Consider the following 26,069-nt stretch of genomic DNA (forward strand, 5'->3'; position numbering starts at 1 on the left):
TGGTGACCTGTTTGGTGCGGTGTGCCCGTTATCGGTCGGGCGAAACCGTGAGGTCGCGAATCAGCAGGGCGGTGTGCAGGGAGGTGCGGGTTTCGCCATTGTCCAGGTCCACGTCGAGGATTCGCTCGATGCGGGAGAGGCGATCGTAGAGGGTGGGCCGGGAGATGTTGAGGCGCTTGGCCAGTTCGGTCTTGTTGCCCGCCAGGTCCAGGAATTGGCGGAGGGTGCGGGTGAGGTCGGTGGCGTGGCGGATGTCGTGGCGGAGCAGGGCGCTCAGTTCGGTTTCGGCGAACCGCTGCACGCCCGGTTCGTCGCGGATGAGGGAGAGCAGGCCGCGCAGGCGGACATCGCCGCTGCGGTAGAAGGCGCGCGGCGCCGAGGTCGGCAGGGAGAGCGCGACTTCGGCGACGTGTGCCGCCTGGGCGAGTTCGCGGGCGGTGTCGAGCAGGGAATCGGATTCCGAGCCCGCGCCGATGACCGCGCGGTCGATGCCCGCCACGCGGCGGATTTCGGCGAGCATGGTGGTGCAGACCGCGGTGAGCAGATCGTCCAGATCGCCGGTGCGGGCGATGGCGAGGATGAGGATGACCCGGTTGCCGTGGTCGGGGGCGGCCAGGGCGGTCGCCTTGGCGAGGGCGGCCCCGTGCAGGGCCGCGTCGAGAATCGCGGCGGTGCGGCGCTGGTGGGCGACGGGATCGGATTCGGTTGCGGCGGAGACGTCCACCGCCAGGGGGACGTAGCGGGCGCGGCGGGACAGGCCGAGGGTGGCGGCCAGCGCCACGGCATCGCGTTCGTCGGTGAGCCGGCCGGTGATCATGTCGTCGATGAGGCCGGTCTGGGCCTGGCGGTGCAGGCCGAAACGGTCGCGCTCGATCATGCGGTGCAGGGTCAGGGTCTGCGCGGCGCGCTCCAGGACCATGCGGGCGCGGGCATTGGGGACCCGGCTGGACCGCAGGATGAGGCGTCCCCAGCGCTGGGTGTGCGGGCCCACGGGGACCACGTTCGCATCGTGATCGGGCAGCAGGCGGGAGGTGGATTCCCAGTGGTCGAGCAGGGTCGAGGTGGCGGTGTGGCGGGCCGTCAGGGCGAGCACGCGATGGGTGAGGTCCTCCAGGACGACCGAGGCGTCGAGCATGCCGGCGGCCGTCTTCACGATTTCGGCGAGGGAGGCGCGACGCACGCTCAGGGCCGTGAAGGTTTCGTGGACGGTGCGGGCGAATTCCAGTTCGGCGTACTGGTCGGCCACGATCACCCGGTGCACGGCCTCGGTGACCTCGACGAAGCGGACGATCCGGTGCAGTGCGACGATCGGCAGTCCGAGGCGGTCGGCGGTCTCGCCGATGATCGGCGGCAGTTCCTTCAGATAGGTGCCCAGTTCCACCACCAGGCCCGAAACACCGGCCAGGGACAGCGATTCCAGGTATTCGACGCCGGCGGCGTCGCTGTCGGCCAGGGCTTGGCCGGTGGTCAGGATCAATTCCCTGCCGACCAGCAGTTTCGCGACATCCGGTAATTCGCTGACGTGCACCCACCGCACCGGCCGGTCCAGGGACCCGCCGCCGATCACTTCCGGCTGCCCGGCGCGCACCACCGGCATCGCCAGGACATCAGCGACTGAGAGGAGCACCGACGAATCGTAATACGAAACGCGGAATCGCGTACAGATCGTCGGGGCGCTAATGGGGAGTAATGGTGCAGTGTTAGAGCCGGGTCACCGTAGCCCCGCCCCGTCGGCCCCTCCGCCTTCGGACGCCCGGTATTCGCCGCGGCAGCCGATGGCCGCGGGGCGGGTCGCGGAACGTCCTCCCCCGAGGCCCGCCCCAGTCTTGCCGGAGATTGGGGCGGGCTCTCTCGCATCCGCGGCGCAGCCCAATTCCATCCATCGAATCGAGGAGATATGCAGACCATCGCACACTGGCTCGACGGCAAGCCCTTCGCCGGAACCAGCGAGGCCAATCTGCCCGTGACCAATCCCGCCACCGGTGTGGTGACCGGACACGTCACGCTGGCGAATGTCGCCGACGTGCGCACGGTGGTCGAGGCGGCCGCCGCGGCGTTCCCGGAATGGCGGGATGCCTCGCTCGCCAAGCGGACCCAGGTGCTGTTCAAGTTCCGGGAACTGCTCAACGCGCGTAAGGAGGAGCTGGCCGCGATCATCACCTCCGAGCACGGCAAGGTGCTCGCGGATGCCCTCGGCGAGGTGACGCGCGGGCTGGAGATCGTCGAATTCGCCTGCGGCATACCGCATCTGCTCAAGGGCGGGTACACCGAGAACGCCTCCACCAAGGTGGACATCTTCTCCATCCGGCAGCCGCTGGGACCGGTGGCGATCATCTCGCCGTTCAACTTCCCGGCCATGGTGCCCATGTGGTTCTTCCCGGTCGCCATTGCCGCGGGCAATACGGTGGTGCTGAAGCCGAGCGAGAAGGATCCGTCGGCTTCGCTGTGGATCGCGGAGCTGTGGGCCGAGGCCGGGCTGCCCGACGGCGTGTTCAATGTGGTGCAGGGCGACAAGGTCGCCGTGGACGAGCTGCTGGAAAATCCGAGCATCAAGGCGGTTTCGTTCGTCGGCTCGACGCCGATCGCCAAGTACGTCTACGAGAACGGCACCAAGCACGGCAAGCGCGTACAGGCCCTCGGCGGGGCGAAGAACCACATGGTGGTGCTGCCCGACGCCGATCTCGACCTCGCCGCCGACGCGGCGGTGAACGCGGGCTTCGGCTCCGCGGGCGAGCGCTGCATGGCCATCAGCGCGCTGGTCGCGGTCGGGCCGATCGCCGATGACCTGGTCGCCCGGATCACCGAGCGCGCCAAGACCATTCGCACCGGCGACGGCACCCGCGGCACCGATATGGGACCGCTGGTGACCGAGGCCCACCGCGACAAGGTGGCCTCCTATGTCGCGGCCGGTGAATCCGCCGGCGCCACCGTCGTTCTCGACGGGCGCGGCATCCAGGCCGATGGCGCGGAGGACGGATTCTGGCTCGGCCCCACTATTCTCGACAATGTCACCCCCGACATGAGCGTCTACACCGACGAGATCTTCGGCCCCGTCCTGTCGGTCGTGCGGGTGGAGACCTACGACGAGGCCCTGGCCCTCATCAACGGCAACCCCTACGGCAACGGCACCGCCCTGTTCACCAATGACGGCGGCGCGGCCCGGCGCTTCCACAATGAGGTCGAGGTCGGCATGGTCGGCATCAACGTCCCCATTCCGGTGCCCATGGCCTACTACAGTTTCGGCGGCTGGAAGAACTCGCTCTTCGGTGACTCGCACGCGCACGGCACCGACGGCGTGCACTTCTTCACCCGCACCAAGGCCGTCACCACCCGCTGGCTCGATCCCAGCCACGGCGGGCTGAATCTCGGCTTCCCGCAGAACCACTGAGAAGGACACTGCGATGACTCTCCCGAACGGACTCGATCCGGAGGCCGCCCGCGCCGCGGCGGCGCGCACCTACGAGCTGGATCGCAAGCACGTCTTCCACTCCTGGTCGGCGCAGGCCGCGCTGAAACCCATGGTCGTGAGCGCCGCCCAGGGCTCGTACGTATGGGACGGCGACGGCAACCGCCTGCTGGACTTCTCCTCGCAACTGGTGAACACCAATATCGGGCATCAGCATCCGAAGGTGGTCGCGGCCATCCAGGAGCAGGCGGCCAAGCTGTGCACCATCGCACCGCAGCACGCCAATGACGCGCGCTCGGAGGCGGCCCGGCTGATCGCCGAGCGCACCCCGGGCGAGCTGAACCGCATCTTCTTCACCAATGGCGGCGCGGACGCCGTCGAGCACGCGGTGCGCATGGCCCGGTTGCACACCGGGCGCTACAAGGTGCTGGCCCGGTACCGCTCGTATCACGGCGGCACCGAGACCGCGGTCAACCTGACCGGCGATCCGCGGCGCTGGCCCAATGATCACGGCAATGCCGGCATCGTGCACTTCTTCGGGCCGTTCCTGTATCGCTCGCAATTCCATGCGAGCACCGAGGCCGAGGAGACGCAGCGGGCGCTCGAGCACCTCGAGCAGACCATCGCCTTCGAGGGGCCGAGCACCATCGCGGCCATCATTCTCGAATCCGTGCCGGGTACCGCCGGAATCATGGTTCCCCCACCGGGATACCTGGCGGGCGTGCGGGAGTTGTGCGACCGCTACGGCATCGTCCTCATCGCCGATGAGGTGATGGCGGGCTTCGGGCGCACCGGAAAGTGGTTCGCCATCCAGCATTTCGATGTGGCGCCGGATCTGCTCACCTTCGCCAAGGGCGTGAACTCCGGATACGTGCCGCTGGGCGGCGTCGCCATCGCACCGCACATCGCGGCCACCTTCGACGATCGCGCCTATCCGGGCGGGCTCACCTACTCCGGGCATCCCCTGGCCACGGCTGCGGCGGTCGCGACCATCAATGCCATGACCGATGAGCGGATCATCGAGAACGCCGCCGAGATGGGCGAGCGGGTGCTGGGGCCGGCGCTGCGGGAGCTGGCCGACCGACATCCCTGCATCGGCGAGGTGCGCGGGCTCGGCGTGTTCTGGGCCCTGGAACTGGTGCGCGACCGGGAGACCCGGGAACCCCTTGCCCCCTACGGCGGCACCAGCCAGGCCATGGCCGAGACCATTGCCGCCGCCAAGGCCGCGGGCCTGCTGCTGTTCGTCAATTTCAACCGGGTGCACGTCGTCCCGCCGTGCACCATCTCCGAGGCGGAGGCCAAGGAGGGACTGGCCATTCTGGACCAGGCTCTGTCGGTCGCCGACTCGCATCTGGGCTGAGTTCGTTCGCATCCCCGCCGCCGTCCCGCTCAGCGGGATAGCGGCGGATTTGCCCGTAGCGGATGCGGAATCAGGCAAATGGTGCGAACGTGTGGTGGCTGCTCAGTGAATACGACATGAATCAAGGAGCGCAGTGAGTCAGCAGGAACTGCAGTACATCGGCGGTGCGCGCCGGCTCGGGTCGGGTGAGCCGCTGTCCGTTACCGCGCCCGCCACCGGCGAGGTCATCGCCACCGGCAAGGGCGCCACCGCCGCGGATGTCGACGCGGCCGTGGCCGCCGCCAAGGCCGCCTTCCCGGAGTGGGCGGGCACGACGCCGGGCGAACGCTCGGACCTCATGCACGCCTGGGTGCGGGTGCTGCACGAGCGCGCCGATGAGCTGGCCGCCGTGGAAAGCGTCAACGCGGGCAAGCCGATCCGGCTCGCCCAGGAATTCGATGTGCCCGGCACCATCGACAACACCGCGTTCTTCGCCGGTGCGGCACGGCATTTGGAGGGCAAGTCGGCGGCGGAGTACTCCGGCGACCACACCTCGTCCATCCGCCGCGAGCCGCTCGGCGTGATCGGGTCCATCTCGCCGTGGAACTATCCCTTGCAGATGGCGGCGTGGAAGATCCTGCCCGCGGTGGCGGCGGGAAACACCATTGTGCTCAAGCCTTCCGAGCTGACGCCGCTCACCTCGCTGCTGTTCGCCGAGGCCGCCACCGCGGCGGGCGTGCCCGCGGGCGTCATCAATGTGGTCACCGGCGTCGGGCCGGTCGCGGGGCAGGCGCTGGTCGAGCATCCCGATGTCGCCATGGTCTCCTTCACCGGATCGACCGTGGTCGGCCGTCAGGTCGCCGCGACCGCGGCGGGTTCGGTCAAGCGCGTGCATCTGGAACTCGGCGGCAAAGCGCCGTTCGTGGTATTCGACGACGCCGATCTCGAGGCCGCCGCCCGGGGCGCGGTCGCGGGCGCATTGATCAATGTCGGCCAGGATTGCACCGCGGCCACGCGCGCCTATGTGCAGCGGCCATTGTTCGACGAATTCGTCGGGCGGGTGGCCGATCTCATGGATCGGGTGACGCTCGGGCCGGTGGAGGATCCGGAAACCGATATGGGACCGCTCATTACGCGCAAGCATCGCGACAAAGTGAGCGGCATGGTCGATCGCGCCCGTGACGCCGGTGCGAAAGTCGTTCGCGGCGGCCGCATTCCCGAGCACACGCACGAAGGCGGCGCCTACTACGAGCCGACCTTGATTACCGGCGCCACGCAGGATTCGGAAATCGTGCAGCAGGAAGTCTTCGGGCCGGTGCTCGTGGTGCTGCCATTCGATACCGACGACGAGGCCATTGCCCTCGCCAATGACACCGCCTACGGCCTGGCTGCCTCGGCCTGGTCGACCAATGTGTACCGCACGCAGCGCGCGAGCCGCGAGATCCAGGCCGGATGCGTGTGGATCAACGACCACATTCCCATCATCAGCGAAATGCCGCACGGCGGATACAAGGCGTCGGGTTTCGGAAAAGACATGTCGGCCTACGCATTCGACGAGTACACCAATATCAAGCATGTGATGTCGGATATCACCGCGGCCGCGCACAAGCCGTGGCACGACGTGATCTTCCGCGCCGAGTAAGACGGAGTCGTCCACAACCGAATACCGACCGCCGTGAGGGTGGGTCGCCGAATCGCCCGGCACCCGCCCTCACGGGCATGCCCGCAGCGGAAAACCTGCTCCACAACTGAATTCGTTGCGTAACAGGGATTTTTCAATGGAATCGCTTGCGCAGAAACCAGACTATGGGAATATCTTCCCAACGCCGCAGCACCGCTGCGCACTTCGGAATCTCGTTTGGTGAAGGTGCCACCCCATGAACAAGTCCCCGGACTCCCTGCCTCCCCAATTGCGCGGCATACTCGGCGCCCGGCCCACCCGCCGCGGCCTGCTCCGCGGCGGCGCACTGCTCGCGGCCGCCGGCGCGCTCACCGCCTGTGGGACCAAGGGTTCGTCCAATACCGGCGCCGACGCCTGCACCGCCCCGACCGACACCTCCGCGACCGACAAGACCCTCAACTTCTCCAACTGGCCCGGCTACCTCGACGAGGATCCCGGCAATGCCGAAGTGCATCCCACCATGGCGGAATTCACCGCCAAGACCGGCATCTCGGTGGAGTACGTGGCCGATGTCAATGACAACAACGAGTTCTGGGGCAAGGTCAGCGCACAGCTGACCGCCTGCCAGAGCATCAGCCGCGACATCATGGTGCTGTCGGATTCCACCGCGGTGAAGGTGGTGCGGCAGGGCTACACCCAGAAATACGACCTGTCGAAGATGCCGAATTTCAGCAAGAACCTGGCGCCCATGCTGCGCAAGACCGAGATCGATCCCGAGAACGATCGCATGGTGCCGTGGCAGTCGGGTCTGGTCGGCATCGGGGTGAACACCAATGTGACCGGCGAGGTGCGCACCATCGACGAACTGCTCACCCGGCCCGATCTGAAGGGCAAGGTGGTCTGCCTGACCGAGATGCCCGACACCATGGGCCTGATGCTGCATTCGCTCGGCAAGAGCGCGGCCAAGTTCAGCGACGACGACTTCGACAATGCGCTGGCCAAACTGCAGAAGGCGGTGCAGTCCGGGCATATTCGCAAATTCACCGGCAACGAGTACGTGCAGGATCTGGTCAAGGGCGATATCGCGGCTTGTATGGCGTGGTCCGGCGATGTCATCCAGCTGACCGCCAAGGACGAGAAGATCAAGTTCATCAGCCCGGACGAGGGCGCGATGCTCTACTCCGACGAGGCGCTCATTCCCATCACCTCGGCCAAGGCCGGCAATGTGATGAAACTGCTGGACTACTACTACGATCCGGCGGTCGCGGCGCGGCTGTCGGCCTTCGTGAACTACGTGTGCCCGGTGGCCGGCGCGCAGGAGGAGATGGCCAAGTTCGATCCGGAGCTGGCGCGGAACGAGCTCATCTTCCCCAGTGTGGAGACCCAGAAGAAGCTGGAGGTCTTCATGCTGCTGGACGAGGCCAAGGACAAGGACTACCAGTCCAAGTTCCAGGCCGTCACGGGGGCGTGAGGGTGACTGCTCGAGACCTCCATATCGAGGGCGTGACAAAGAGTTTCGGCGATTTCACCGCCGTGTGCGAGCTGGAGCTCACCATTCCCGACGGGTCGTTCTTCGCCATTATCGGGGCCTCCGGCTGCGGGAAGACCACGACGCTGCGCATGATCGCCGGGCTCGAGGAGCCCACTACGGGGCGGATCAAGCTGGGCGACACCGATATCACGCCGCTGCGGCCGTACCGGCGGCCCATCAATACCGTATTCCAGAGCTATGCGCTGTTTCCGCACATGACCGTCGAGGACAATGTCGGTTACGGGTTGCGGCGCAAGGGGATCGGCAAGGCGCAGGCGCGCACCCAGGCCGCGCAGATGCTGAAGCTGGTGCAGCTGGAGGGTTTCGGGTCGCGCAAGCCCGCGCAGCTGTCCGGCGGGCAGCAGCAGCGGGTGGCGCTGGCCCGCGCGCTGGTCAATCATCCCGAGGTGCTGCTGCTCGACGAGCCGCTGGGCGCACTCGATCTCAAGCTGCGGCGGCAGATGCAGCTCGAGCTCAAGCGGTTGCAGACCGAGGTCGGCACCACCTTCGTGCACATTACCCACGATCAGGAAGAGGCCATGAGCATGGCCGACACCGTGGCGGTCATGAACGGCGGGTGCCTGGAGCAATCCGGTGCGCCGCAGGAGATCTACGACTATCCGGCGACGGCGTTCGTGGCCAACTTCCTGGGGCAGACCAATCTCGTCGAGGCCACCGTCACCGGCAGCGGCGACTGCGTGACCGTGGACGCGCACGGGCAGCGGCTGGCCGTGCCGGTCGAGCGCAGCCGGGTCACCTCCGGCGACGCCCTGGTCGGCATCCGGCCCGAAAAGCTGCACATCACAGCCGATCCCGAGGAGGCGCCCGCGACGCACACCAGCATTGCCGGCACCGTCACCGATGCCATCTTCCTGGGGGTGTCGACCCAGTACCTGGTCAAGGCGGAATGGGGTCAGGAGCTGACCGCGCTGGTGCCCAATGCCGGTCCCGCGGCCATGATCCGGCCGAATTCGCCGGTGGCGGTGCACTGGCATCCCGATCACGCCTTCCTGCTGGGACGGTCGTGATATGCCCGCCCTGTTACCCGCCGCGGCCACCGAGGTCGCCGCACCGCGCGTGAAACGCGGGCGCACACCGTATCTGCTGCTCGCGCCGGGCATGCTGTTCCTGCTGGTGTTCTTCGCGGTGCCGACGGTGCAGCTGCTGGCGGCCAGCATGTACGACCGCACCGGATCCATCGAATCCGGTTACGCGCAGACGTTCTCGATCGACAACTTCTCCTTCGCGTGGGAGCTGTATCACCCGCAGATCCTGCGGTCGCTGGGGTATTCGCTGATCTGCACCGTGCTGTGCCTGCTGCTCGGGTATCCGCTCGCCTATGCCATCGCCTTGAAGGGCGGGCGGTGGAAGAACCTCATGCTGCTGGCCGTCATCGCGCCGTTCTTCACCAGCTTCCTGGTGCGGACGTTCGCGTGGAAGGCGATTCTCGCCGATACCGGTGAGGTGGTGGGGTTCCTCAAGGCGATTCACCTGCTCGATGCGGACGGGCGGCTGCTGGCCACGCCCATAGCGGTGATCGCCGGACTGGTCTACAACTTCCTGCCGTTCATGGTGCTGCCGCTCTACGCCAGCCTGGAGAAGCTGGATCCGCGGCTGCTGGAGGCTTCCGCCGATCTGGCGCACGGGCCGGTGCGGACGTTCTGGCGGGTGACCCTGCCGCTGTCCATGCCCGGCGTGGTCGCGGGAACACTGCTGACCTTCGTGCCGTCCATGGGTGATTACGTCAATGCGCAACTGCTGGGCAACACGAATACCACCATGATCGGCAATGTGATTCAGTCACGGCTGCTCGTCGTGAAGGACATTCCCGTCGGCTCCGCGCTGTCGGTCATGCTGATGCTCTCGATTCTCGTGCTGGTGGTGCTCTATCTGCGCAAGACCGATACCGATGAGGTGGTGTAGATGTCCCAACTCTCGGGACTCTCCGAGGCTTCGCCGCGGAAACCCCACACCCGGCCCCGGCGAATCGCGCAATGGCTGCGCGCGAATTGGGTGCTGCTGCTCGGCTTTCTGATCCTCGGATACCTGCTCGCGCCGATCGCCGTGGTGCTGCTGCTCTCGTTCAATCAGCCCGGCAGCCGCAATACGACCTATGTTCTCGACTTCGACGACTTCCACTTCACGCTGAACAACTGGACCGATATGTTCGGCCCCGCCGGATTGCGTGACGCGCTGGTCATGAGCCTGCTCATCGCCACGCTCGCGGCGCTGGTCGCCACGGTCCTGGGCACCGGAATCGCGTTCGCGCTGGCGCGTTATCGCTTCCGTGCGCGCTCCACCGTGCAGGCGCTCATCTTCCTGCCGATGGCCACTCCCGAGATCGTCATGGGCTCATCGCTGTTGACACTCTTCATCGGATTGGGCATTCCGCTCGGGTTTTGGGCTATTCTCATCGCACACGTCATGTTCTGCTTATCGTTCGTCGTAGTCACCGTGAAGGCGCGATTGGCCGGGCTCGACCCGAGGCTGCAGGAGGCGGCCATGGATCTCTACGCGACGCCGTTCCAGGCGTTCCGATCCGTGGTGCTGCCCCTGGTCTGGCCGGGCATCCTGGCAGGCGCCCTCTTGGCGTTCTCGCTGTCCTTCGACGACTTCGTGGTCACGAACTTCACCGCCGGCACCGAACAGACCTTCCCCATGTATGTCTGGGGTATCAACCTGCGCGGCATTCCGCCGCAGGTCAATGCGGTCGCCAGTGCCACCTTCCTGATCTCGCTGGTCTTCGTCATCGCCGGGCAGCTGCGCATGCGCCGCCGCTCCGACGATCGCGCCGCCACCAGCTGACCCTTTCGCGAGCCGCCGGTCGATCCTCCCTGTTCCGGGAGTGATCACCGGCGGCTTTCGCGCACCCGGGAGATGAAAACACCCCCCATGGAGCCAACGCACACCGTTGTTGGGCTCGGCGGCCGGACCGCCGGGCAAGAGAGAAGGAGTTGATCGGCCATGCAGGCCAAAGCGAGCAAACTGTGGGCGTCGGCACTGTCAGAGGCAGCGCCGACGCCGTACTGGACCGACCGGCCGGACCGGCCCGCGCCCACGGAACCGCTGACCACCGCCACCGACGCCGATCTGGCCGTCATCGGCGGCGGCTACAGCGGGCTCTGGACGGCATTGATCGCCAAGGAAAGAAATCCGGGCACCGATGTGGTGCTCGTCGAATCCGCCATGTGCGGGCACGCGGCCTCGGGTCGCAATGGCGGCTTCTGCGCCGCCAGCCTCACCCACGGGCTCGCCAATGGCATGGACCGCTTCCCCGACGAGATCGACGATCTCGAACGCATGGGGCGCGAGAACCTCGACGCCATCGCGGCCGCCATTCGCCGCTACGGCATCGACTGCGACTTCGAGCGCACCGGGGAATTGGAGGTCGCCACCGAACCGCATCAGCTCGAATGGCTGCAAGAAAGCCATGATGCGGCGGTCGCGCTCGGGTATCGCAGTGAATTGCTCACTGCCGCAGAGGTGCAGAACCTGGTGCACTCCCCCACCTATCTGGGCGGGTGGTGGGATCGTGACGGCGTCGCCATGCTCGACCCGGCCCGGCTGGCCTGGGGATTGCGCCGCGCCTGCCTGGAATCGGGCGTGCGCATCTACGAAGGCACGCCCGTGCAGCGCATTTCGAAGTCGAACGGCAAGCTGACCATGCACACGCCGCACGGCGAAGTGCGGGCGCCGCGAGTCGCGCTGTGCACCAGCGCCTTCCAGGGACCGCTGGCCAAGGTGTCGCGACATGTGGTGCCGGTCTACGACTATGCGCTCATGACCGAGCCGCTGACCGAGGAGCAGCTGGAATCGATCGGCTGGGGCCGCCACCGCATGGGGTTGGGCGACGCCTCCTACCAGTTCCACTACTACCGGCTGACCAGCGACAACCGCATTCTGTTCGGCGGCTATGACGCGATCTACCACTTCGGCGGCAAAATCGCCCCCGACCTGGAGTACAACGAGGAAACCTTCGAAAGACTCTCCGAACACTTCTTCCAGACCTTCCCGCAATTGGACGGTCTGCGCTTCACCCACCGCTGGGGCGGCATCATCGACACCTGCGGGCGGTTCTGCGCCTTCTTCGGCTCCGCCTACAAGGGCCGGCTGGTCTACGCCGCGGGCTACACCGGGCTCGGTGTCGGCGCGACTCGCTTCGGTGCGGAGGTCATGCTCGACAAGCTGTACGGGCTCGATACCGAGCGCACCCGGCTGCGCATGGTGCGCTCCCGGCCGCTGCCCATGCCGCCGGAGCCGTTCCGCTCGGTCGGCATCAATCTCACCCGCTGGTCACTGGCGCGGGCCGATGCGCATCAGGGGCGTCGCAATCTGTGGCTGAAGGCCATGGACGCCACCGGATTGGGGTTCGACAGCTGAGTGCGACGGCCCGGCTCCCGCGCGGGGGCCGGGCCGTCCGGCTCATCGGCGAGACCGTCTCGCAATTGTCTCAAAAATAGTGCTATTCGGCCGGGGCAGCGAGGTGCCGGTACACGGTGGCGCGGGATACGCCCAGTTCGGCGGCGATTCGATCCATGGAGTAGTCGCCGGAGTCGCGCATGCGGCGGGCCGAGGCCACCATGGCCGCGGACATGGCGCCCGGGCGGCCGCGGCCGGACGGCCTGGCGGGAGCCTCGCGCGGCTCCACCCTGATGCGCGATTCATCCTCCGGGGGAACGGTTCCCAGCAGGCGGGCGACGCCGTCGAGAATCGCCGGGCGCAGCTCGGCCAAGGGCCGGTCGGCGTAGATCATCACCGGATCGCCCAGCGCCGCGAAGACCTGCGCGGCCCGCACCCGCGCGGCGAAGTCCGGATCCGGTCCGGCAATCAATTCCTGTGCGCCCAGGGCGATCTCACGCATTCTCGCGAAGGTCGCCGAGTTGGCGGACAAGGCCTGGTCCCGCATCTGCATGCGCATCAGCTTCCGGTGCGCGAGCCAGGCGTCGACCAGCCCCTCGATGGCCGCCCAGCACCGCGCCCGCGGATCCGCGACCAGGCGCGCGGCGTCCACCGCCGCCTTCGACTCCACCAGCAGCGGCTCGACCAGCGCGGCGGCGATATCGGCCTTGTTCGGGAAGTGGTAGAGCACGGCCGTTTTCGTCAGCCCCACCCCTTCCGCGATCTCACGCACGGACACCGGGTAGTACCCGCGCTCGGCGAACAGCTCGAGCGCGGTCCGCAGTATTCGACTGCGCGGATCGTCGGTCACGATACGAATCCTAACCGTTGACTGACCACCGGTCAGTACCGTACCGTCGCGACTGACCAGTGGTCAGCATTTTTGAGACGGGATGTCATCATGCAGAACGCGCGAATTCTGATTTCCGGGGCGGGCATCGCAGGCCAGACGCTGGCGTATTGGCTTGCCCGCCACGGCTTCCGGCCCACCGTCGTGGAACGGGCGCCGCACCTTCCCCGCGGCGGCCAGGGCGTCGATATCCGAGACCAAGCCGTCGAGGTGGCCGAACGCATGGGCATCCTGTCCCGGGCCCGCGCCGCCGCGACCGATACCGCCGGCCTGCGCTATGTGAACGCCGCCGGCCACGAGGTCGCCCGCGTCGACATGCGCCGCATCCAACGCAGATTCAACAGCGCCGATGTCGAGTTACTACGCGGCGACCTGGTGCGCATCCTGCACGATGCCGCCTCGGGCGAGGCCGAATACCTCTTCGGCGATTCCATCACCGCCCTGCACCAAGACCCCGACGGCGTCACCGTCGACTTCGACCACACCGCCACCCGCCGCTTCGACCTGGTGATCGGCGCCGACGGCCTGCACTCGGTCGTCCGCCGCCTCGCCTTCGGCCCCGAATCCGATTTCGTCCGCCACATGGGCCACTACTTCGCCTTCGCCGACGCCGACCCGTCCCTGGGCCCCGACACCTGGATGACCATGTTCAACACCCCCGGCCGCATGGCCGGCATCTACCGCTCCGGCACCTCCCCGGAAGCCAAGGCCTACTTCATCTTCCGCAGCCCCGAACTGCCCGTCGACCACCGCGACCCCGCCGCCGTCCACCGCGTCCTGACCGAGCGCTTCGCCCCCGAAACCGGCTGGCACGTCCCCCAACTCCTCGCCGGCGCCCTCGCCGACCCCGACCTCTACTTCGACGCCCTCGCCCAAGTCCACATGCCCTCCTGGTCCACCGGCCGCATCGCCCTGATCGGCGATGCCGCCTACTGCGCCTCCCCCGCCTCCGGCGCCGGCGCCGAACTCTCCTTCCTCGGCGCCTACCACCTCGCCGGCGCCCTGGCCACCGCCACCGGCAACCACCACACCGCCTTCCCCCACTATGAACAAGCCCTCCGCCCCCTAGCCGAAACCAAACAGAAAATCGGCCCCAACGTCCGCCTCATGGTCCCCAAATCCACCCTCGGCATAACCCTCCGCAACACCATCGCCCGCCTCCCCCTCCTCGAATCCACCACCGGCCTGGGCCGCATCATGTCCCCCAAAACCACCACCCCCCTCCACAACTACGAACACCCCAACCCCACCCGCTGCTGACCGCGAACAGCCAGTTGGGAGTGGCCACCGGTGACGCCGTCCTCTGCGCTGAGGGCCTCCGACCTGCTCAGCTCTGTGTAGTGTCGGAGCGTTATCCCCCTGGACGGAAACGCGAGTCACCATATGGATACACATCGCCCGCTCTCGCCCTTCGAGATTGCCTACTTCGGCGGTGCGGCGAAGCTCACCAGTGTGCCGAAAAGCCAAGTGCCGCTGTTCATCGGCACTACGGTACGCGGTGCAGTCGATATCGATATCCTGCGGCTGGTGCTGGTCGAGCTCGCAGCCGGGCACGCGTTGCTGCGCGCGGTACTCGTCGAGGAACCCTGCGGTGCGCCGCGATTCGAACTGCGCGAGAACTACGAGCCCACGCTCGAGGTCACCGGAGGCGGCGACGACGCCTACCGTAGGTTGATCAACAGCGAACCGGATTGGGGCGCGGGGTTTTTCAAGGCACAGGTGCTGCGTGACGGAGGTCGTACCCAGATCGTGCTGATCGTGCACCACGGCATGTCCGACGGGCGCTCGATGTTCGCGCTCGTCGATGAAATGTGGCAGCGCTACAGCGCGCATCTGGCGGGTTCGCCCCTGCCGGTGTTCGACGCCGACAGCGTCTTGATCGACGGCGCGGACGCACAGCTGCTGCACACGGTCACCGACGCCGAGGTGGATGCGTTTCTCGCTCAGCTCAAAGCCCTCGCGCTCGACCCGGAGGCCGCTGCCGCCGCCCCTCGCCAGGTGGTACGGGACGGCGACGGCAGTGGTGATCCGTTGGGCCGGTTCGCGGTGCGCCGCATCGAGTTGACCGCGGAAGAGACTTCGGCGCTCATTGCTGTCGCACACGCACAAGGGTTTTCGGTGAGCTCGTTGATTACGGGCGCGGCGCTGGCGGCGGTGCGCCCGCAGCTCGGCGTCGACGCCGGCCCGGTGCCGATGCTGGCCGGGCACGCGGTGGACGTGCGCCCCTATCTGGTTCCGCCGGTTCCGACGACCACCGTGCTGTGCTGCGTGGCCGGTGTAGCCACCCCGGTCGTCGCGAGCGCGGATTCGGACCCGATCGAGCTGGCGAAAATGGTGGAGGCCGGCATGCGGGCCGCACTCGAGCTGAAGTTCCCGGCGCTCTACATGGCCGCCACCCAGCGCGATCTGGATGCGGTCACTGCCGCCATGTTCTCCGCGCAGCCGACACTGGGTATTTCCAATGTCGGTGTGGTGCCGGCGCATTCGCTGCCGGCGGACCTCGAGTTCATTCGCGACGACATGTTCGCCATGGCCAAAGGCATGCTGCCGAAGATGACCGTCTTCACCGTGGGTGACCGGCTCACCATTCAGGTCGAATACGACACCGCGGGGAACAGCGAAGAACAGGCGGTGCAGGTGAGCCAGGCGATGCGCGCGCAGGTCCGGCGTCTCTGCGAGAACGCGGAGATCCGCGCATGACCAAAGTTATTGCAACGTGCTAGATATCTTCGAATCGGCAAGACACACGCACAGAAGTACGGAATACCGCCTATGGCCACGAAACGACCACTGACGCCCTTCGAGCTCGCGCATTTCGACCGCAGGTATCAGCTCACCGACATGTCGAAAGCTGAAGTGGCGCTGCACATCGGCACCACGGTGCGCGGTGCCGTCGACCTCGACATCCTGCGCCGGGTGCTGGCCGAGCTCGCCGCCGGGCATGCGCTGCTGCGCGCCACGGTCGTCCGGGATACCGCCGATGACCTGCACTTCGAGCTGCTCGAGGGTTACCAGCCCCCGCTCGAGGTTCGTGAGGGCGGCGCCGAGGAGTACTGGCGGCTGATCAACAGCCCACACGACTGGAGCGATGGTCTTTTCAAAGTGATCGTGCTGCGCGAAGGCGACATTCATCAGATCGTGCTGGTGGCCCATCACGGTATCTGCGACGGACGGTCGATGTTCCCGCTGGTCGGTGAGATGTGGGAGCGCTACGGCGCGCATCTGGCGGGTTCGCCACTGCCGCCGTCGGATTCGGATCACGACCTGGTCGACGGCGTCGACGCGCAGCTGGCGGCCTCGGTCACCGATGCCGAGGTCGACGCGTTCCTCGGCCAGCTCGCCGCCATCGCGCAGGCGAGTGGTCCGGACGCGCCCGCCCCGCTGCGATTGCCGGTCGCCGGTGACGGCGTCGAGGACGCGCTGGGCCGTTTCCGGGTGCAGTACATCGAATTGAGCCCGGCGGAGACCGGCGCTGTTATCGCGACTGCCCGCGCGGCCGGGTTCTCGGTGAACAGCCTGCTCACCGGTATGGCGCTGACGGCACTGCGCCCCGAGCTCGACGGCGGCGCAGAGCCGGCGATGTTGCTGGCCGCCATCGCGTCGGATCTGCGTGCGGAACTAGTTCCGCCGCTGACCGGATCGACGGTGCTGAACTGTGTGGGCGGGGTCCTCGTGCCGCTCTTCGCGGGCACCGGCGCGGATCCGATCGAGCTGGGCATGATGGTCGAGGCAGGCGTGAAAGGCGCGGTGGACGCGCGGTTCTCGGCCTTGCTGCTGCGGGCGCTGACGCGCGGCCTGGATCCGGTCGCCGCGGGGCTTCCCACGGTGTTGCCGACGATGAGCGTGTCCAATATCGGCCTGATTCCCGAGTATCCGGTGCCGGTGCAGCTCGAGCTCGTGCGTAACTTCGTGTTCGGGATGGGTGTGGGGCACTCACCGGTGGCGACCATCTACACCATCGGCGATCGGCTCACCATCCAGGTCGGCTACGACACCGTCGAACACAGCCACGAACAGATCGGCCGGATAACCGAGGCATTGCGCGAGCAGTTGCGCAGAGTCTACGGGGTTCCGGCAGCGATGAGCTGACGGCCTGCGGCAACGCTGTGGCTCTGGGCGAATGTCCCAGAGCCACAGCCATATCCGCTGGACCGGTGCATCAAGATCCACCGTGTTAGCATCACGCGCTGCCAAAATGTTCGCGGCAGAGGATCGAGTGGCGGGGGTGCGGGCGATGAAGGAATGCCCATGAAAGTGGCCGTCGATCAACGAAAGTGCATCGCCGCCGGTCAATGCACGCTGCGTGCCGGCCAAGTCTTCGACCAGCACGACGACGACGGACTCGTCGTACTGCTCGACCAGAATCCGGCGGCCGAACTCGCCGAGGCCGTACGCCTCGCCGCCGAATTCTGTCCAGCACAAGCAATCCACATCGAGGAATAACGCAGAGCCATGTCTGAAGAATCGACCGAATCCACCGCCGAGGTGCCGTTCTACCCCATGCCCCGCGCCGCTGGCTGCCCGTTCGCCCCGGCCCCCGGCGTACGGGAAATCGCCACGGCGGGACCCATTTACACGGTCCGGACCTGGGAAGGCAAGCAGGCGTGGCTGATCACCGGATATCCGGAGGCGCGAGCGCTGCTGTCCAATTCGGCTGTCCACCTCGACAACCTGCATCCGGAGTTCCCGCACAGCAACGAGTCGATGAAGGCGCTGGCCGCCATGTCCCCGCGCACCATGTTCAATACCGAAGGCGCCGAGCACGCCCGCTTCCGACGCATGCTCGCCAAGCCCTTCACCCCCAAGCGGCTCGAGACCCTGCGGCCCCTCATCCAGAAGCACGTCGACGAATGCATCGACACCATGCTCGCCGCGGGCGACTCGGCCGATCTGCACACCGCGCTGGCGCTGCCGGTGCCGTCGCTGGTGATCTGCGAGCTCCTCGGCGTCCCCTACGAGGATCACGCCTTCTTCCAGCACCACACCGAGGTGGGCATGGACAGCAACACCACCGCCGATCAGGCGATGCAGAACACCGTCGAGATGCTCAACTATCTGAACAAGCTGATCGAGGTCAAGGCCGCAAAGCCCGGCGAAGACCTGCTCACCGATATGGCCGAACTCGTGCGCTCCGGCGAACTCCAGTCGTGGGAAGCCGGATTGCAGGCCGTGGGCTTCCTGGCCGCCGGCCACGAAACCACCGCCAATATGATCGGCCTCAGCGTCCTCGCCCTCCTCGAACGCCCCGACCAGCTGGCACTCATCCGCGACACCGACGATCCGAAACTCCTCCTCAACGCCATCGACGAACTCTGCCGCTACATGGCCATCCCGCATATCGGCCTGCGCCGAGTTGCCGTGGAGGACATCGAGATCGCCGGCGAGACCATTCACGCGGGCGACCCCCTCATCGTCGACATCCCCACCGCCAATCGCGACCCGAACACCTTCGCCGACCCGGACCGCATCGATGGACAGCGGCCGACCGCCGGGCTGCACCTGTCCTTCGGCGCGGGCCGCCACAACTGCATCGGCCTGCAACTGGCGCGCATCGAACTGGCGATCACCCTGCAAACGCTATTCCGGCGCGTCCCCGGGCTGCGCCTGGCGACCACGATCGACCGTATCGGGTTCAAGGAGGAAGCCATGGTCTACGGCCTCACCACCCTGCCGGTCGCGTGGTGACCACACCGGCACAACGCGGGCGTGGTTCTCGCAAGAACCGCACGTACCCGCCTTTCGACGTGATCGACGATCCCGACGAGCACATGCAGCAACTGATGGACGCGATCGATGCGACCGCTCAGGTTCTGGGAATCACGCGAGCAGAGATGGCATCCTGGGTCGGCCAGACCAAGAACAGCATCAACAAGTACCTCCGGCTGGAACGGCGGATGCCGAACGCGATGATCGACACGATCGTCCGCAACCTGGGAATCCCGCTGACTCTGGGCCCCGTCATTGCTTCCTGCCTGATTCCGAACTCGATTGCGATTCAGACCGGCAGCTTCCCCCCGGTGTTCGACCCCGGCGACCTCGAGCTCCTGGAGTCGATCGGCAATCCGGCGGCGTATGCCCAGGGCCCGCAGCTGTACATCATGGCCACCAATCAGGCATTCAAGGACATCTTCCCCTGGTTTCCGGAGCCGAGCGCGGACAATCGGCCGAACCTGATCGTGGAGATCCTGAACAACCCCGGCGCCCGCGAGACCTTCGGCGAATCCTGGCCGGCGATGGCCGCGCACGTCGTCCAGTACCTGGTCCTGATCGGCGCCAGCACCGTGCCGCGGGAGGACATCGATCACATTTTCGGGCGCTGTCGGCAGAACCCCGACTTCGAGCGGTTCCTCACGACGGTTCCCGGTGAAAAGGAGTTCAACGAGCCCACCGAGGTCACCCTGCTGTGTCCGGACAACATCCGCCGCCGACACATCCACAAAGTGCTGAACCAGAAGTGGAACAAGCCTGAAATGTGGGACCTGCTCACCTGGGCGCGAGTGGACTAGCACCCGGATTCGTCCCCGAGCCTCCAGCATAGGACGCACTGCCTGCGGTGCCGCCCCCATCGCGGCACCGCAGGCCAAGCGCCATCGGGGTGGCATTGCCGCCACCCCGACGACCCGTGCGACGCTGCTACGACGAACACCACACTGTGTTCGCCACGACGCACGGAGGCTTATCGCCAGACCCGTGTCAGGGTCTGGCGAAGATCACTGGCTTGTCGTCGTTCTCGACCCGATCGGTCACCGGGAACTCGACGTCGATGACCGGATCCGCTGCCGCCGCGAGCGCTTCGAAAGCCGACCGGCTGTAGTTGCGCAGACACGTGATGAAACAGTCGTGCACGGTCGGCGGGATGGCCGCCCAGGGGATTCGCAGGCTCGACGCCATCACCGCAGCCACAATGGGTGGGAGCGTGGCGGAGCGCACCAGCAGCTCACGGGCCGACGGCCGGATACCGTCGATCACAACAAATCTCGCGCCCACCCTGGTGCCTTCTGCTATCGCCTTCGCCGCTGGCGCGGGCGGCAGATGATGGAATCCCGCGGCGAACAACACCAGATCGAAACTGTTCTCGGCCGCGTCGATGGCGGTCGCGTCCATGATCCGGACAGTGGCACGCGGATGCGCACCCAACGGTCCGGCCGCGATATTGGCCACCAGCGCGGGATCGACGTCCGTAATGGTCACCAGCGCACCGGGATGCACATCGAGCAGACGCTGCGACAGCTGGCCGTGGCCCGCGCCGAGCTCCAGAATCCGCGGCTCTGCAATAGCATCGACCATGCTCGCGATCAGCTGGGCGTTCGCCTCATGGGTGCCGAAGCGGTTTCCGAGATACCCCAGCGCCGCGATGACTTTCTGCTTCACCGAGTCCGGCACGTCCGCGCGGTCGGTGTATTCCGGTCGATCGGTCTGCAGCAGCCGATCCAGCCAGGTAGCGTCCGGCCCACCCCGAGGCATGGCGTCTAGATCGAATGGAATGCGCTCCGGCAGCACCTGTTCCCCTAATTACTCGAGAAGTGGTGCTCAATGATCTACCACATTATCGACAAAAAGCGCACATTCACTTCACGACCTGCGCAAAGATCTCCAAAATTGTACATATTGGGTAACTTCCGCGCTTGTACGAATTGGGCAACCTCTATCCGCACTTGTACATATTGGGTAACCGAGAGGATTTCATGACCCCGATATTTCATCGATTCCTCGCCGCCTGGATTTGAATTCCTCCCAGCCGATTACGGGATGTGGGTGACGGCTAGGGCGGATTCGGTGAGGCTGCCGAGGTAGAGGGTGCCGTGGTGTTCGGCTACCGCGGTGACCATGGCGTAGTCGGCGCCGTCGCGTTGGAGGTCGTGGACCGGGGTGCCGTCGAAGGTGAAGGCCATGGTCCAGGCGGTGCGGGCGGGTTTGGGGCGGAGGGGTTCGGGGGCGGCCCAGGTCAATTGGCGGAGGATGGCGGGGAGGGGGAGGAGGGCGTCGAGGAGGGGGTTTCGGGGGGTGACCATGGCTACCCAGAGCAGGCCGTCGGTGCCCAGGGACATGTTGTCGGGGCAGGCGGGGAGGTTTTCGGCCAGGCGGTCGTAGGTGCCCGCGGCGGGGCCGGTGAGCCAGTAGCGGGTCAGGCGGTAGGCGGCGGTTTCGGCCACTACCAGGCAGGAGCGGTCGGGGGAGAGGACTACGCCATTGGCGAAATCCAGGCCGTCGATGAGGGTTTCGATGGTGGCGTCGGGGTTGCGGCGGAAGAGGCGGCCGGTGCCGGAGTGTTCGAGGATGTCGCCCATCCATTGGGACAGGGGCCAGCGGCGGGTGGATTCGGAGAAGTAGATGGTGCCGTCCGGGTCGGCTACGACATTGCTGGGGAAGGTCAGGGGGTCGCCGTCGACTTCGGAGACGAGGACTTCGAGGGCGCCGCCGGGTTTGTCGAGGCGGAGCAGGCCGCGCTCGGCGTCGCAGATCAGCAGGGAGCCATCGGGTTCGGGATGCAGGCCGAGGGGGCGGCCGCCGGTGTGGGCGATCTGTTCGACGGTGCCGAGGGCGGGGTCCACGGCCAGGATGGCGCCATTGTCGGTGCCGGTGAGGACCCGGCCGTCGGCCGCCACCACGACGTCCTCCGGTGCGGTGCCCGGCAGTTCGATACGGCGCAGCTCCGGCATGGGCGGGACGCTGCGGATTTCGCGGGCGCGGGCGGGGGCCTTGGGCGGCGTCCAGCGGCGGGGCTGCATCTTCGGCATGGCTCACGGTAACGCCGCGGAACCGGACATAGTGGTGAAAAGCACCGGGAGTGAAAGCTGTTGCCGATGGCGGGAATTCGGCACACTGCGGGGATGGGGACGAGTCTCGAGGCGATATTGCTGGATCGGTGGACGGAGCTGGCCGGGCCGTTGGCGCGGGAGGTCGGGGAGGATCTGGTGCGGCGGTACAGCGAACCGCATCGGCGGTATCACACGGTCGAGCATCTGGCGACCATGCTGGCGGTGATCGACGATCTGGCCGGGGACGCCGCCGATATCGACGCGGTGCGGTATGCGGCGTTCTTCCACGATGCCGTGTACGCGGTGGACCGCGCGGACAATGAGGAGCGCAGCGCACGACTGGCCGAGGACGTGCTGCCGGGGCTGGGGGTGCCGAGCGGCACCGTGGCGGAGGTGGCGCGGCTGGTGCGGCTCACCTCGGGGCATCATCCCGAGCCCGCGGATCGCAATGGCGGGGTGCTCTGCGATGCCGATCTCGCGATCCTGGCGGCCGATGAATCCGGTTATGCCGCATACACGTCCGCGGTGCGGGCGGAGTACGCGCACGTCCCCGACGAGTTGTTCCGCAAGGGGCGCGCGGCGGTGCTGCAAGGATTGAGGCAGCAGGAGCACCTGTTCCGCACGCCCATCGCACGGGGGCGCTACGAAGCCGCCGCCCGCGCGAATCTGGCCGCCGAACTCGCCGACCTCACCGAGTGATGCACGACCGCGCGCCGGGCTGAACGACAGCAGACCGGCGCCTCGGTTCGAACCAGCTGCTCAGAGAAGGCGGGTCGCACCGGTGAGCACGGTGCGCAGGATCTGCTCGATCTCCTCGAACTGGGTGCGGTCGCAGATCAGGGGCGGGGCGAACTGGATGACCGGTTCGGCGCGGTCGTCGGTGCGGCAGTGCAGGCCGTTGGCGAAGAGTTCCCTGGAGATGTAGTCGCGCAGCACGCGGGTGGAGTCCTCGGCGGTGAAGCGTTCGCGGGTGGCCTTGTCCTTGACCAGTTCCACGGCCCAGAAGTAGCCCGCGCCACGGACTTCGCCGACGATCGGGAGATCGGTCAGCTTCTCCAGGGTGGTGCGGAAGAGATCCTCGTTGGCGCGCACGTGGCCGTAGAGGTCCTCGTTCTCCATGATGTCGAGGTTGGCGAGCGCCACGGCGCAGCCCACGGGATTGCCGCCGTAGGTGGAGCCGTGCATGAACGGAACATCTTGGCGCTGGAAGGGTTCCATGAGTTTGTCGCTGATCAGCACCGCACCCAGGGGCGCGTAGCCGGAGGTGAGGCCCTTGGCGGTGGTGATGATGTCGGGCTGATAGCCGAAACGCTGTGCGCCGAAGGCGTATCCGAGGCGGCCGAAGGCGCAGATGACCTCATCGGAGACCAGCAGCACATTGTGGCGGTCGCAGATCTCGCGGACGCGCTGGAAATAGCCGGGCGGCGGGACGAAACAGCCGCCGGTGTTCTGCACGGGTTCGAGGAAGACGGCGGCGACGGTCTCGGGACCTTCGAAGAGAATCGCCTCCTCGATGCGATCGGCCGCCCACAGGCCGTAGGCCTCGTAGTCGTCGGTGTGCTCGGTGGCCCGGTAGAAGTTGGTGTTCGGCACCCGCTGGGTGCTGGGCACCAGCGGCTCGAAAGGCGCTTTGGCGGTGGGGATTCCGGTGATCGAGAGCGCGCCCAGCGAGGTGCCGTGATAGGCCATCGACCGGCTGATCACCTTGTGCTTGGTCGGCTCCCCCGCCAGCTTGAAGTACTGCCGCGCGAGTTTCCATGCGGTCTCGACGGATTCGCCGCCGCTGACGGTGAAGAACACCCGGTTGAGATCGCCCGGCGCGGACGCGGCCAGCCGATCGGCGAGCTCGATGGCCGGCGGATGCCCGTAACCCCACAGCGGGAAGTAGGACAACTCCATCATCTGCTTGGCGGCCGCCTGCGCCAGTTCCGCGCGCCCGTGCCCGACCTGCACGGCGAACAGGCCCGCCAATCCGTCGAGATAGCGCTTGCCGCTCGCATCGAACAGGTAGGCCCCCGCACCGCGGACGATGACGGGCGCCTCGGCCTCGTCGCGCCCATTGTGATTGGTGAAGTGCATCCACAGGTGGTCGCGCAGGACGCGAGACGCATCGTCCGCGGTGACGGGTCTGGATTCGGCAGTGGCGGTCATGGGGACTCCTCGAAGTCGGACTTGCTTCGGTTATCCCACAGTTTCGACCATTCAGCAACCGATTTCGTTGTTACAAGATTGTCAGCTACGGATTTCGTTGCGACGTCAGCGGGTGCCCCACTTGTAGGTCTGCTTGCGCAGCTTCAGGTAGACCATGATCTCCGCATGCCGCACCCCGGCCAGCGCCCGGATGCGCGTGGACACCAGATCCAGCAGCGCCTCGTCGTCCGGGCACACCGCCTCGCACAGCACGTCGTAGCGCCCCGCGCACACCACCACATAGTTGATCTCGTCGATGGCGGCCAGCGCATCGGCCACCGGCTGCACCTGACCGTCCACCGTCACCGCGATCATGGCCTGCCGGAACAACCCCACCTGCAAGGGATCCGTGACCGCCACGATCTGGATGACCCCCGCGTCGGCGAGCTTCTGCACCCGCTGCCGCACCGCCGCCTCGGACAGCCCGACCGCCTTGCCGATGGTGGCGTAGGCGCGCCGCCCGTCCTCCTGCAACTGGGCGATGATCCGCTTGGAGATGTCGTCGAGCACCGGGGCGCCCTTGCCGGAATTCAGATCGCTCACCCTGGTCATCCTTGCGCAAACACGCCGGGGCCAACAACCGGAGCCCGTCGGCGCGGCGAGCCACCAAGATCGTTTTGCGTCGTCCGACACATTCTCCGCGACGGAATCGGTTGAGCATCGCGCTTGACCGTACTGATTCGGTCGCCCAGGCTCGGAGGTATCCACAAACACCGCGTCCCCGCATCGCGGTCATCGAAAGGCAAGCAACCGTGAAAGTCGGCATTCCGCGCGAGCTCACCACCCACGAGTATCGCGTCGCCATCACCCCTTCCGGCGTGGCCGACCTGACCCGCCGCGGCCATCAGGTCCTGATCGAGGAGGGCGCCGGAACCGGATCCGCCATCCCGGATACCGAATTCGAAGCCGCCGGCGCCCGCATCCTGCCCACCCCCGCGGATGTCTGGGCCGCCGACCTGATCCTCAAGGTCAAGGAACCCCTCGAGCCCGAATACGAGCGCCTGCGCCCGGGGCAGATCCTGTTCACCTACCTGCATCTGGCGGCCTCCCGCGCCTGCACCGAGGCCCTGCTGGAACGCAAGGTCACCGCCATCGCCTACGAAACCGTGCAGTTGCCCGACGGTTCGCTGCCACTGCTCTCCCCCATGAGCGAGGTCGCCGGCCGCCTGGCCGTCCAGGTCGGCGCGTACCACCTGATGACCCCGTTCGGCGGCCGCGGCGTGCTCCCCGGCGGCGTGCCCGGGGTGGGCGCGGCCACGGTGGTGGTCATCGGCGGCGGCGTGGCCGGGGAGAACGCGGCCGTCATCGCCGCCGGAATGCGCGCGGACGTAAGGATTCTCGAGGTGAGCGCGCCGCGCCTGCGCGAGCTGGACCGCCGCCACGGCGACCGCGTGGCAACCGTCGCCTCCACCGCGCACGCCATCGACGAACAGGTGCGCGCCGCGGATCTGGTGATCGGCGCGGTCCTGGTGCCGGGCGCCCGCGCCCCCGAACTGGTCTCCAATGACCTTGTGGCCCAGATGAAACCGGGTTCGGTGCTGGTGGACATCTCCATCGACCAGGGCGGCTGTTTCGCCGACTCGCACCCCACCACGCACGCGGAACCCACCTACCGCGTGCATGATTCGCTGTTCTACTGCGTCGCCAATATGCCCGGCGCGGTGCCGAGCACCTCCACCCGCGCGCTGTCGAATGTGACGCTGCCCTACGCGGCGGCCTTGGCGGACAACGGCGCTCGCACCGCATTGCGCGCGGACGCGGCACTCGCGAAGGGCCTGGCCACGATCGAAGGCGAACTGGTCAGCGCACCGGTCGCCGAGGCACACGGCCGCTCGGCGATCTCCCTGGTGGAAGCGCTGAGCTGAGCACGCGCACGGAAGTCCCACCGTCATCCCGGCGCGCGACCACCTACCCGTCATCCCGGCGTGCTTTTGGCCGGGATCTCCCTGCAACGTGGTGGATTCCGGCCAAAAGC

The 26,069-nt window shown here is 66.9% G+C and carries 22 protein-coding genes; 16 read left to right on the top strand and 6 right to left on the bottom strand.

The genetic code is table 11. The features are described 5' to 3' along the window. Positions 1-28: 28 nt before the first annotated feature. Positions 29-1,627: a PucR family transcriptional regulator gene (locus ACFVIV_RS32475; RefSeq protein WP_379202984.1), complete on the bottom strand. Its 1,599-nt coding sequence runs from the start codon at positions 1,625-1,627 to the stop codon at positions 29-31. Between the two features lie 270 nt (positions 1,628-1,897). On the opposite strand from ACFVIV_RS32475, the gene ACFVIV_RS32480 reads away from it, so the two are divergent. The 8 genes from ACFVIV_RS32480 to ACFVIV_RS32515 all read left to right on the top strand — a co-directional run bounded on the left by ACFVIV_RS32480 (position 1,898) and on the right by ACFVIV_RS32515 (position 12,277). After that, the gene (locus ACFVIV_RS32480; RefSeq protein ID WP_379202986.1) at positions 1,898-3,388 is read left to right on the top strand and encodes a CoA-acylating methylmalonate-semialdehyde dehydrogenase; all 1,491 of its coding nucleotides are present in this window, start codon (positions 1,898-1,900) and stop codon (positions 3,386-3,388) included. A gap of 13 nt (positions 3,389-3,401) precedes the next feature. Beyond that, complete coding sequence (locus ACFVIV_RS32485; protein WP_379202988.1) at positions 3,402-4,766, top strand: aspartate aminotransferase family protein; 1,365 nt, start codon at positions 3,402-3,404, stop codon at positions 4,764-4,766. 133 nt (positions 4,767-4,899) lie between these two features. Beyond that, on the top strand, positions 4,900-6,387 hold the full coding sequence (locus ACFVIV_RS32490; RefSeq protein WP_379202990.1) for a gamma-aminobutyraldehyde dehydrogenase: 1,488 nt from the start codon (positions 4,900-4,902) through the stop codon (positions 6,385-6,387). Between the two features lie 235 nt (positions 6,388-6,622). Continuing rightward, complete coding sequence (locus ACFVIV_RS32495; RefSeq protein ID WP_379202992.1) at positions 6,623-7,837, top strand: PotD/PotF family extracellular solute-binding protein; 1,215 nt, start codon at positions 6,623-6,625, stop codon at positions 7,835-7,837. A gap of 32 nt (positions 7,838-7,869) precedes the next feature. Then, entirely contained in the window at positions 7,870-8,925 is a 1,056-nt protein-coding gene (locus tag ACFVIV_RS32500) for an ABC transporter ATP-binding protein (RefSeq protein WP_379202994.1), read from the top strand. 91 nt (positions 8,926-9,016) lie between these two features. Next, positions 9,017-9,820 carry an ABC transporter permease gene (locus ACFVIV_RS32505; RefSeq protein WP_379203031.1) on the top strand — a complete coding sequence of 268 codons (804 nt, stop codon included), beginning with the start codon at positions 9,017-9,019 and terminating at the stop codon, positions 9,818-9,820. After that, on the top strand, positions 9,821-10,702 hold the full coding sequence (locus ACFVIV_RS32510; protein WP_379202996.1) for an ABC transporter permease: 882 nt from the start codon (positions 9,821-9,823) through the stop codon (positions 10,700-10,702). It abuts the gene before it with no gap. Positions 10,703-10,861: 159 nt separating this feature from the next. Then, the gene (locus ACFVIV_RS32515) at positions 10,862-12,277 is read left to right on the top strand and encodes an NAD(P)/FAD-dependent oxidoreductase (protein ID WP_379202998.1); all 1,416 of its coding nucleotides are present in this window, start codon (positions 10,862-10,864) and stop codon (positions 12,275-12,277) included. A gap of 82 nt (positions 12,278-12,359) precedes the next feature. Here the strand turns inward: ACFVIV_RS32515 and ACFVIV_RS32520 are convergent, their stop codons facing one another. Then, positions 12,360-13,106, bottom strand: coding sequence for a TetR family transcriptional regulator (locus tag ACFVIV_RS32520; protein ID WP_379203000.1), 747 nt, complete (start codon positions 13,104-13,106; stop codon positions 12,360-12,362). A gap of 90 nt (positions 13,107-13,196) precedes the next feature. Between ACFVIV_RS32520 and ACFVIV_RS32525 the strand changes: the two genes are divergently transcribed. The 6 genes from ACFVIV_RS32525 to ACFVIV_RS32550 all read left to right on the top strand — a co-directional run bounded on the left by ACFVIV_RS32525 (position 13,197) and on the right by ACFVIV_RS32550 (position 19,651). After that, on the top strand, positions 13,197-14,405 hold the full coding sequence (locus ACFVIV_RS32525) for an FAD-dependent monooxygenase (protein ID WP_379203002.1): 1,209 nt from the start codon (positions 13,197-13,199) through the stop codon (positions 14,403-14,405). A gap of 123 nt (positions 14,406-14,528) precedes the next feature. Next, on the top strand, positions 14,529-15,845 hold the full coding sequence (locus ACFVIV_RS32530) for a hypothetical protein (RefSeq protein WP_379203004.1): 1,317 nt from the start codon (positions 14,529-14,531) through the stop codon (positions 15,843-15,845). Between the two features lie 72 nt (positions 15,846-15,917). Further along, a complete protein-coding gene (locus tag ACFVIV_RS32535; protein ID WP_379203006.1) occupies positions 15,918-17,234 on the top strand; it encodes a hypothetical protein in 1,317 nt (438 codons plus the stop codon). Positions 17,235-17,393: 159 nt separating this feature from the next. After that, complete coding sequence (locus ACFVIV_RS32540; protein WP_379203008.1) at positions 17,394-17,588, top strand: ferredoxin; 195 nt, start codon at positions 17,394-17,396, stop codon at positions 17,586-17,588. Positions 17,589-17,597: 9 nt separating this feature from the next. Next, a complete protein-coding gene (locus ACFVIV_RS32545) occupies positions 17,598-18,830 on the top strand; it encodes a cytochrome P450 (RefSeq protein WP_379203010.1) in 1,233 nt (410 codons plus the stop codon). Further along, the gene (locus ACFVIV_RS32550) at positions 18,824-19,651 is read left to right on the top strand and encodes a hypothetical protein (RefSeq protein ID WP_379203012.1); all 828 of its coding nucleotides are present in this window, start codon (positions 18,824-18,826) and stop codon (positions 19,649-19,651) included. Before ACFVIV_RS32545 ends, ACFVIV_RS32550 begins: the two co-directional genes overlap by 7 nt. 187 nt (positions 19,652-19,838) lie before the next feature. On the opposite strand, the gene ACFVIV_RS32555 is transcribed toward ACFVIV_RS32550, so the two are convergent. Then, positions 19,839-20,609, bottom strand: coding sequence for a class I SAM-dependent methyltransferase (locus tag ACFVIV_RS32555; RefSeq protein WP_379203014.1), 771 nt, complete (start codon positions 20,607-20,609; stop codon positions 19,839-19,841). A 278-nt stretch (positions 20,610-20,887) separates the two neighbouring features. Further along, a complete protein-coding gene (locus ACFVIV_RS32560) occupies positions 20,888-21,883 on the bottom strand; it encodes an SMP-30/gluconolactonase/LRE family protein (RefSeq protein ID WP_379203015.1) in 996 nt (331 codons plus the stop codon). A gap of 93 nt (positions 21,884-21,976) precedes the next feature. On the opposite strand from ACFVIV_RS32560, the gene ACFVIV_RS32565 reads away from it, so the two are divergent. Continuing rightward, positions 21,977-22,603, top strand: coding sequence for a metal-dependent phosphohydrolase (locus ACFVIV_RS32565; protein WP_379203017.1), 627 nt, complete (start codon positions 21,977-21,979; stop codon positions 22,601-22,603). Positions 22,604-22,663: 60 nt separating this feature from the next. Here ACFVIV_RS32565 and ACFVIV_RS32570 read toward each other — a convergent pair whose 3' ends face one another. Both ACFVIV_RS32570 and ACFVIV_RS32575 read right to left on the bottom strand, forming a co-directional pair. Continuing rightward, on the bottom strand, positions 22,664-24,055 hold the full coding sequence (locus ACFVIV_RS32570) for an aspartate aminotransferase family protein (protein ID WP_379203019.1): 1,392 nt from the start codon (positions 24,053-24,055) through the stop codon (positions 22,664-22,666). 105 nt (positions 24,056-24,160) lie between these two features. Further along, the gene (locus tag ACFVIV_RS32575) at positions 24,161-24,646 is read right to left on the bottom strand and encodes an Lrp/AsnC family transcriptional regulator (protein ID WP_379203021.1); all 486 of its coding nucleotides are present in this window, start codon (positions 24,644-24,646) and stop codon (positions 24,161-24,163) included. Positions 24,647-24,846: 200 nt separating this feature from the next. Here ACFVIV_RS32575 and ald point away from each other — a divergent pair, with 200 nt between their 5' ends. After that, positions 24,847-25,959 (top strand): alanine dehydrogenase, encoded by a 1,113-nt coding sequence (ald, locus tag ACFVIV_RS32580; protein WP_379203023.1) that lies wholly within the window; start codon positions 24,847-24,849, stop codon positions 25,957-25,959. Positions 25,960-26,069 lie beyond the last annotated feature (110 nt).

Origin of the sequence: Nocardia sp. NPDC127526, assembly GCF_042672265.1 — a bacterium.
Taxonomy (GTDB): domain Bacteria; phylum Actinomycetota; class Actinomycetes; order Mycobacteriales; family Mycobacteriaceae; genus Nocardia.

Excerpts from the sequence above, each read along its gene's own strand:
- ACFVIV_RS32565 (WP_379203017.1), top strand. The coding sequence starts at position 21,977 with ATGGGGACGAGTCTCGAGGCGATATTGCTGGATCGGTGGACGGAGCTG.
- ACFVIV_RS32505 (WP_379203031.1), top strand. The coding sequence starts at position 9,017 with ATGCTGTTCCTGCTGGTGTTCTTCGCGGTGCCGACGGTGCAGCTGCTG.
- ACFVIV_RS32480 (WP_379202986.1), top strand. The coding sequence starts at position 1,898 with ATGCAGACCATCGCACACTGGCTCGACGGCAAGCCCTTCGCCGGAACC.
- ACFVIV_RS32535 (WP_379203006.1), top strand. The coding sequence starts at position 15,918 with ATGGCCACGAAACGACCACTGACGCCCTTCGAGCTCGCGCATTTCGAC.
- ACFVIV_RS32495 (WP_379202992.1), top strand. The coding sequence starts at position 6,623 with ATGAACAAGTCCCCGGACTCCCTGCCTCCCCAATTGCGCGGCATACTC.
- ACFVIV_RS32570 (WP_379203019.1), bottom strand. The coding sequence starts at position 24,055 with ATGACCGCCACTGCCGAATCCAGACCCGTCACCGCGGACGATGCGTCT.
- ACFVIV_RS32515 (WP_379202998.1), top strand. The coding sequence starts at position 10,862 with ATGCAGGCCAAAGCGAGCAAACTGTGGGCGTCGGCACTGTCAGAGGCA.
- ACFVIV_RS32530 (WP_379203004.1), top strand. The coding sequence starts at position 14,529 with ATGGATACACATCGCCCGCTCTCGCCCTTCGAGATTGCCTACTTCGGC.
- ACFVIV_RS32540 (WP_379203008.1), top strand. The coding sequence starts at position 17,394 with ATGAAAGTGGCCGTCGATCAACGAAAGTGCATCGCCGCCGGTCAATGC.
- ACFVIV_RS32560 (WP_379203015.1), bottom strand. The coding sequence starts at position 21,883 with ATGCCGAAGATGCAGCCCCGCCGCTGGACGCCGCCCAAGGCCCCCGCC.
- ACFVIV_RS32555 (WP_379203014.1), bottom strand. The coding sequence starts at position 20,609 with ATGCCTCGGGGTGGGCCGGACGCTACCTGGCTGGATCGGCTGCTGCAG.
- ACFVIV_RS32545 (WP_379203010.1), top strand. The coding sequence starts at position 17,598 with ATGTCTGAAGAATCGACCGAATCCACCGCCGAGGTGCCGTTCTACCCC.
- ACFVIV_RS32525 (WP_379203002.1), top strand. The coding sequence starts at position 13,197 with ATGCAGAACGCGCGAATTCTGATTTCCGGGGCGGGCATCGCAGGCCAG.
- ACFVIV_RS32575 (WP_379203021.1), bottom strand. The coding sequence starts at position 24,646 with ATGACCAGGGTGAGCGATCTGAATTCCGGCAAGGGCGCCCCGGTGCTC.
- ACFVIV_RS32485 (WP_379202988.1), top strand. The coding sequence starts at position 3,402 with ATGACTCTCCCGAACGGACTCGATCCGGAGGCCGCCCGCGCCGCGGCG.
- ACFVIV_RS32510 (WP_379202996.1), top strand. The coding sequence starts at position 9,821 with ATGTCCCAACTCTCGGGACTCTCCGAGGCTTCGCCGCGGAAACCCCAC.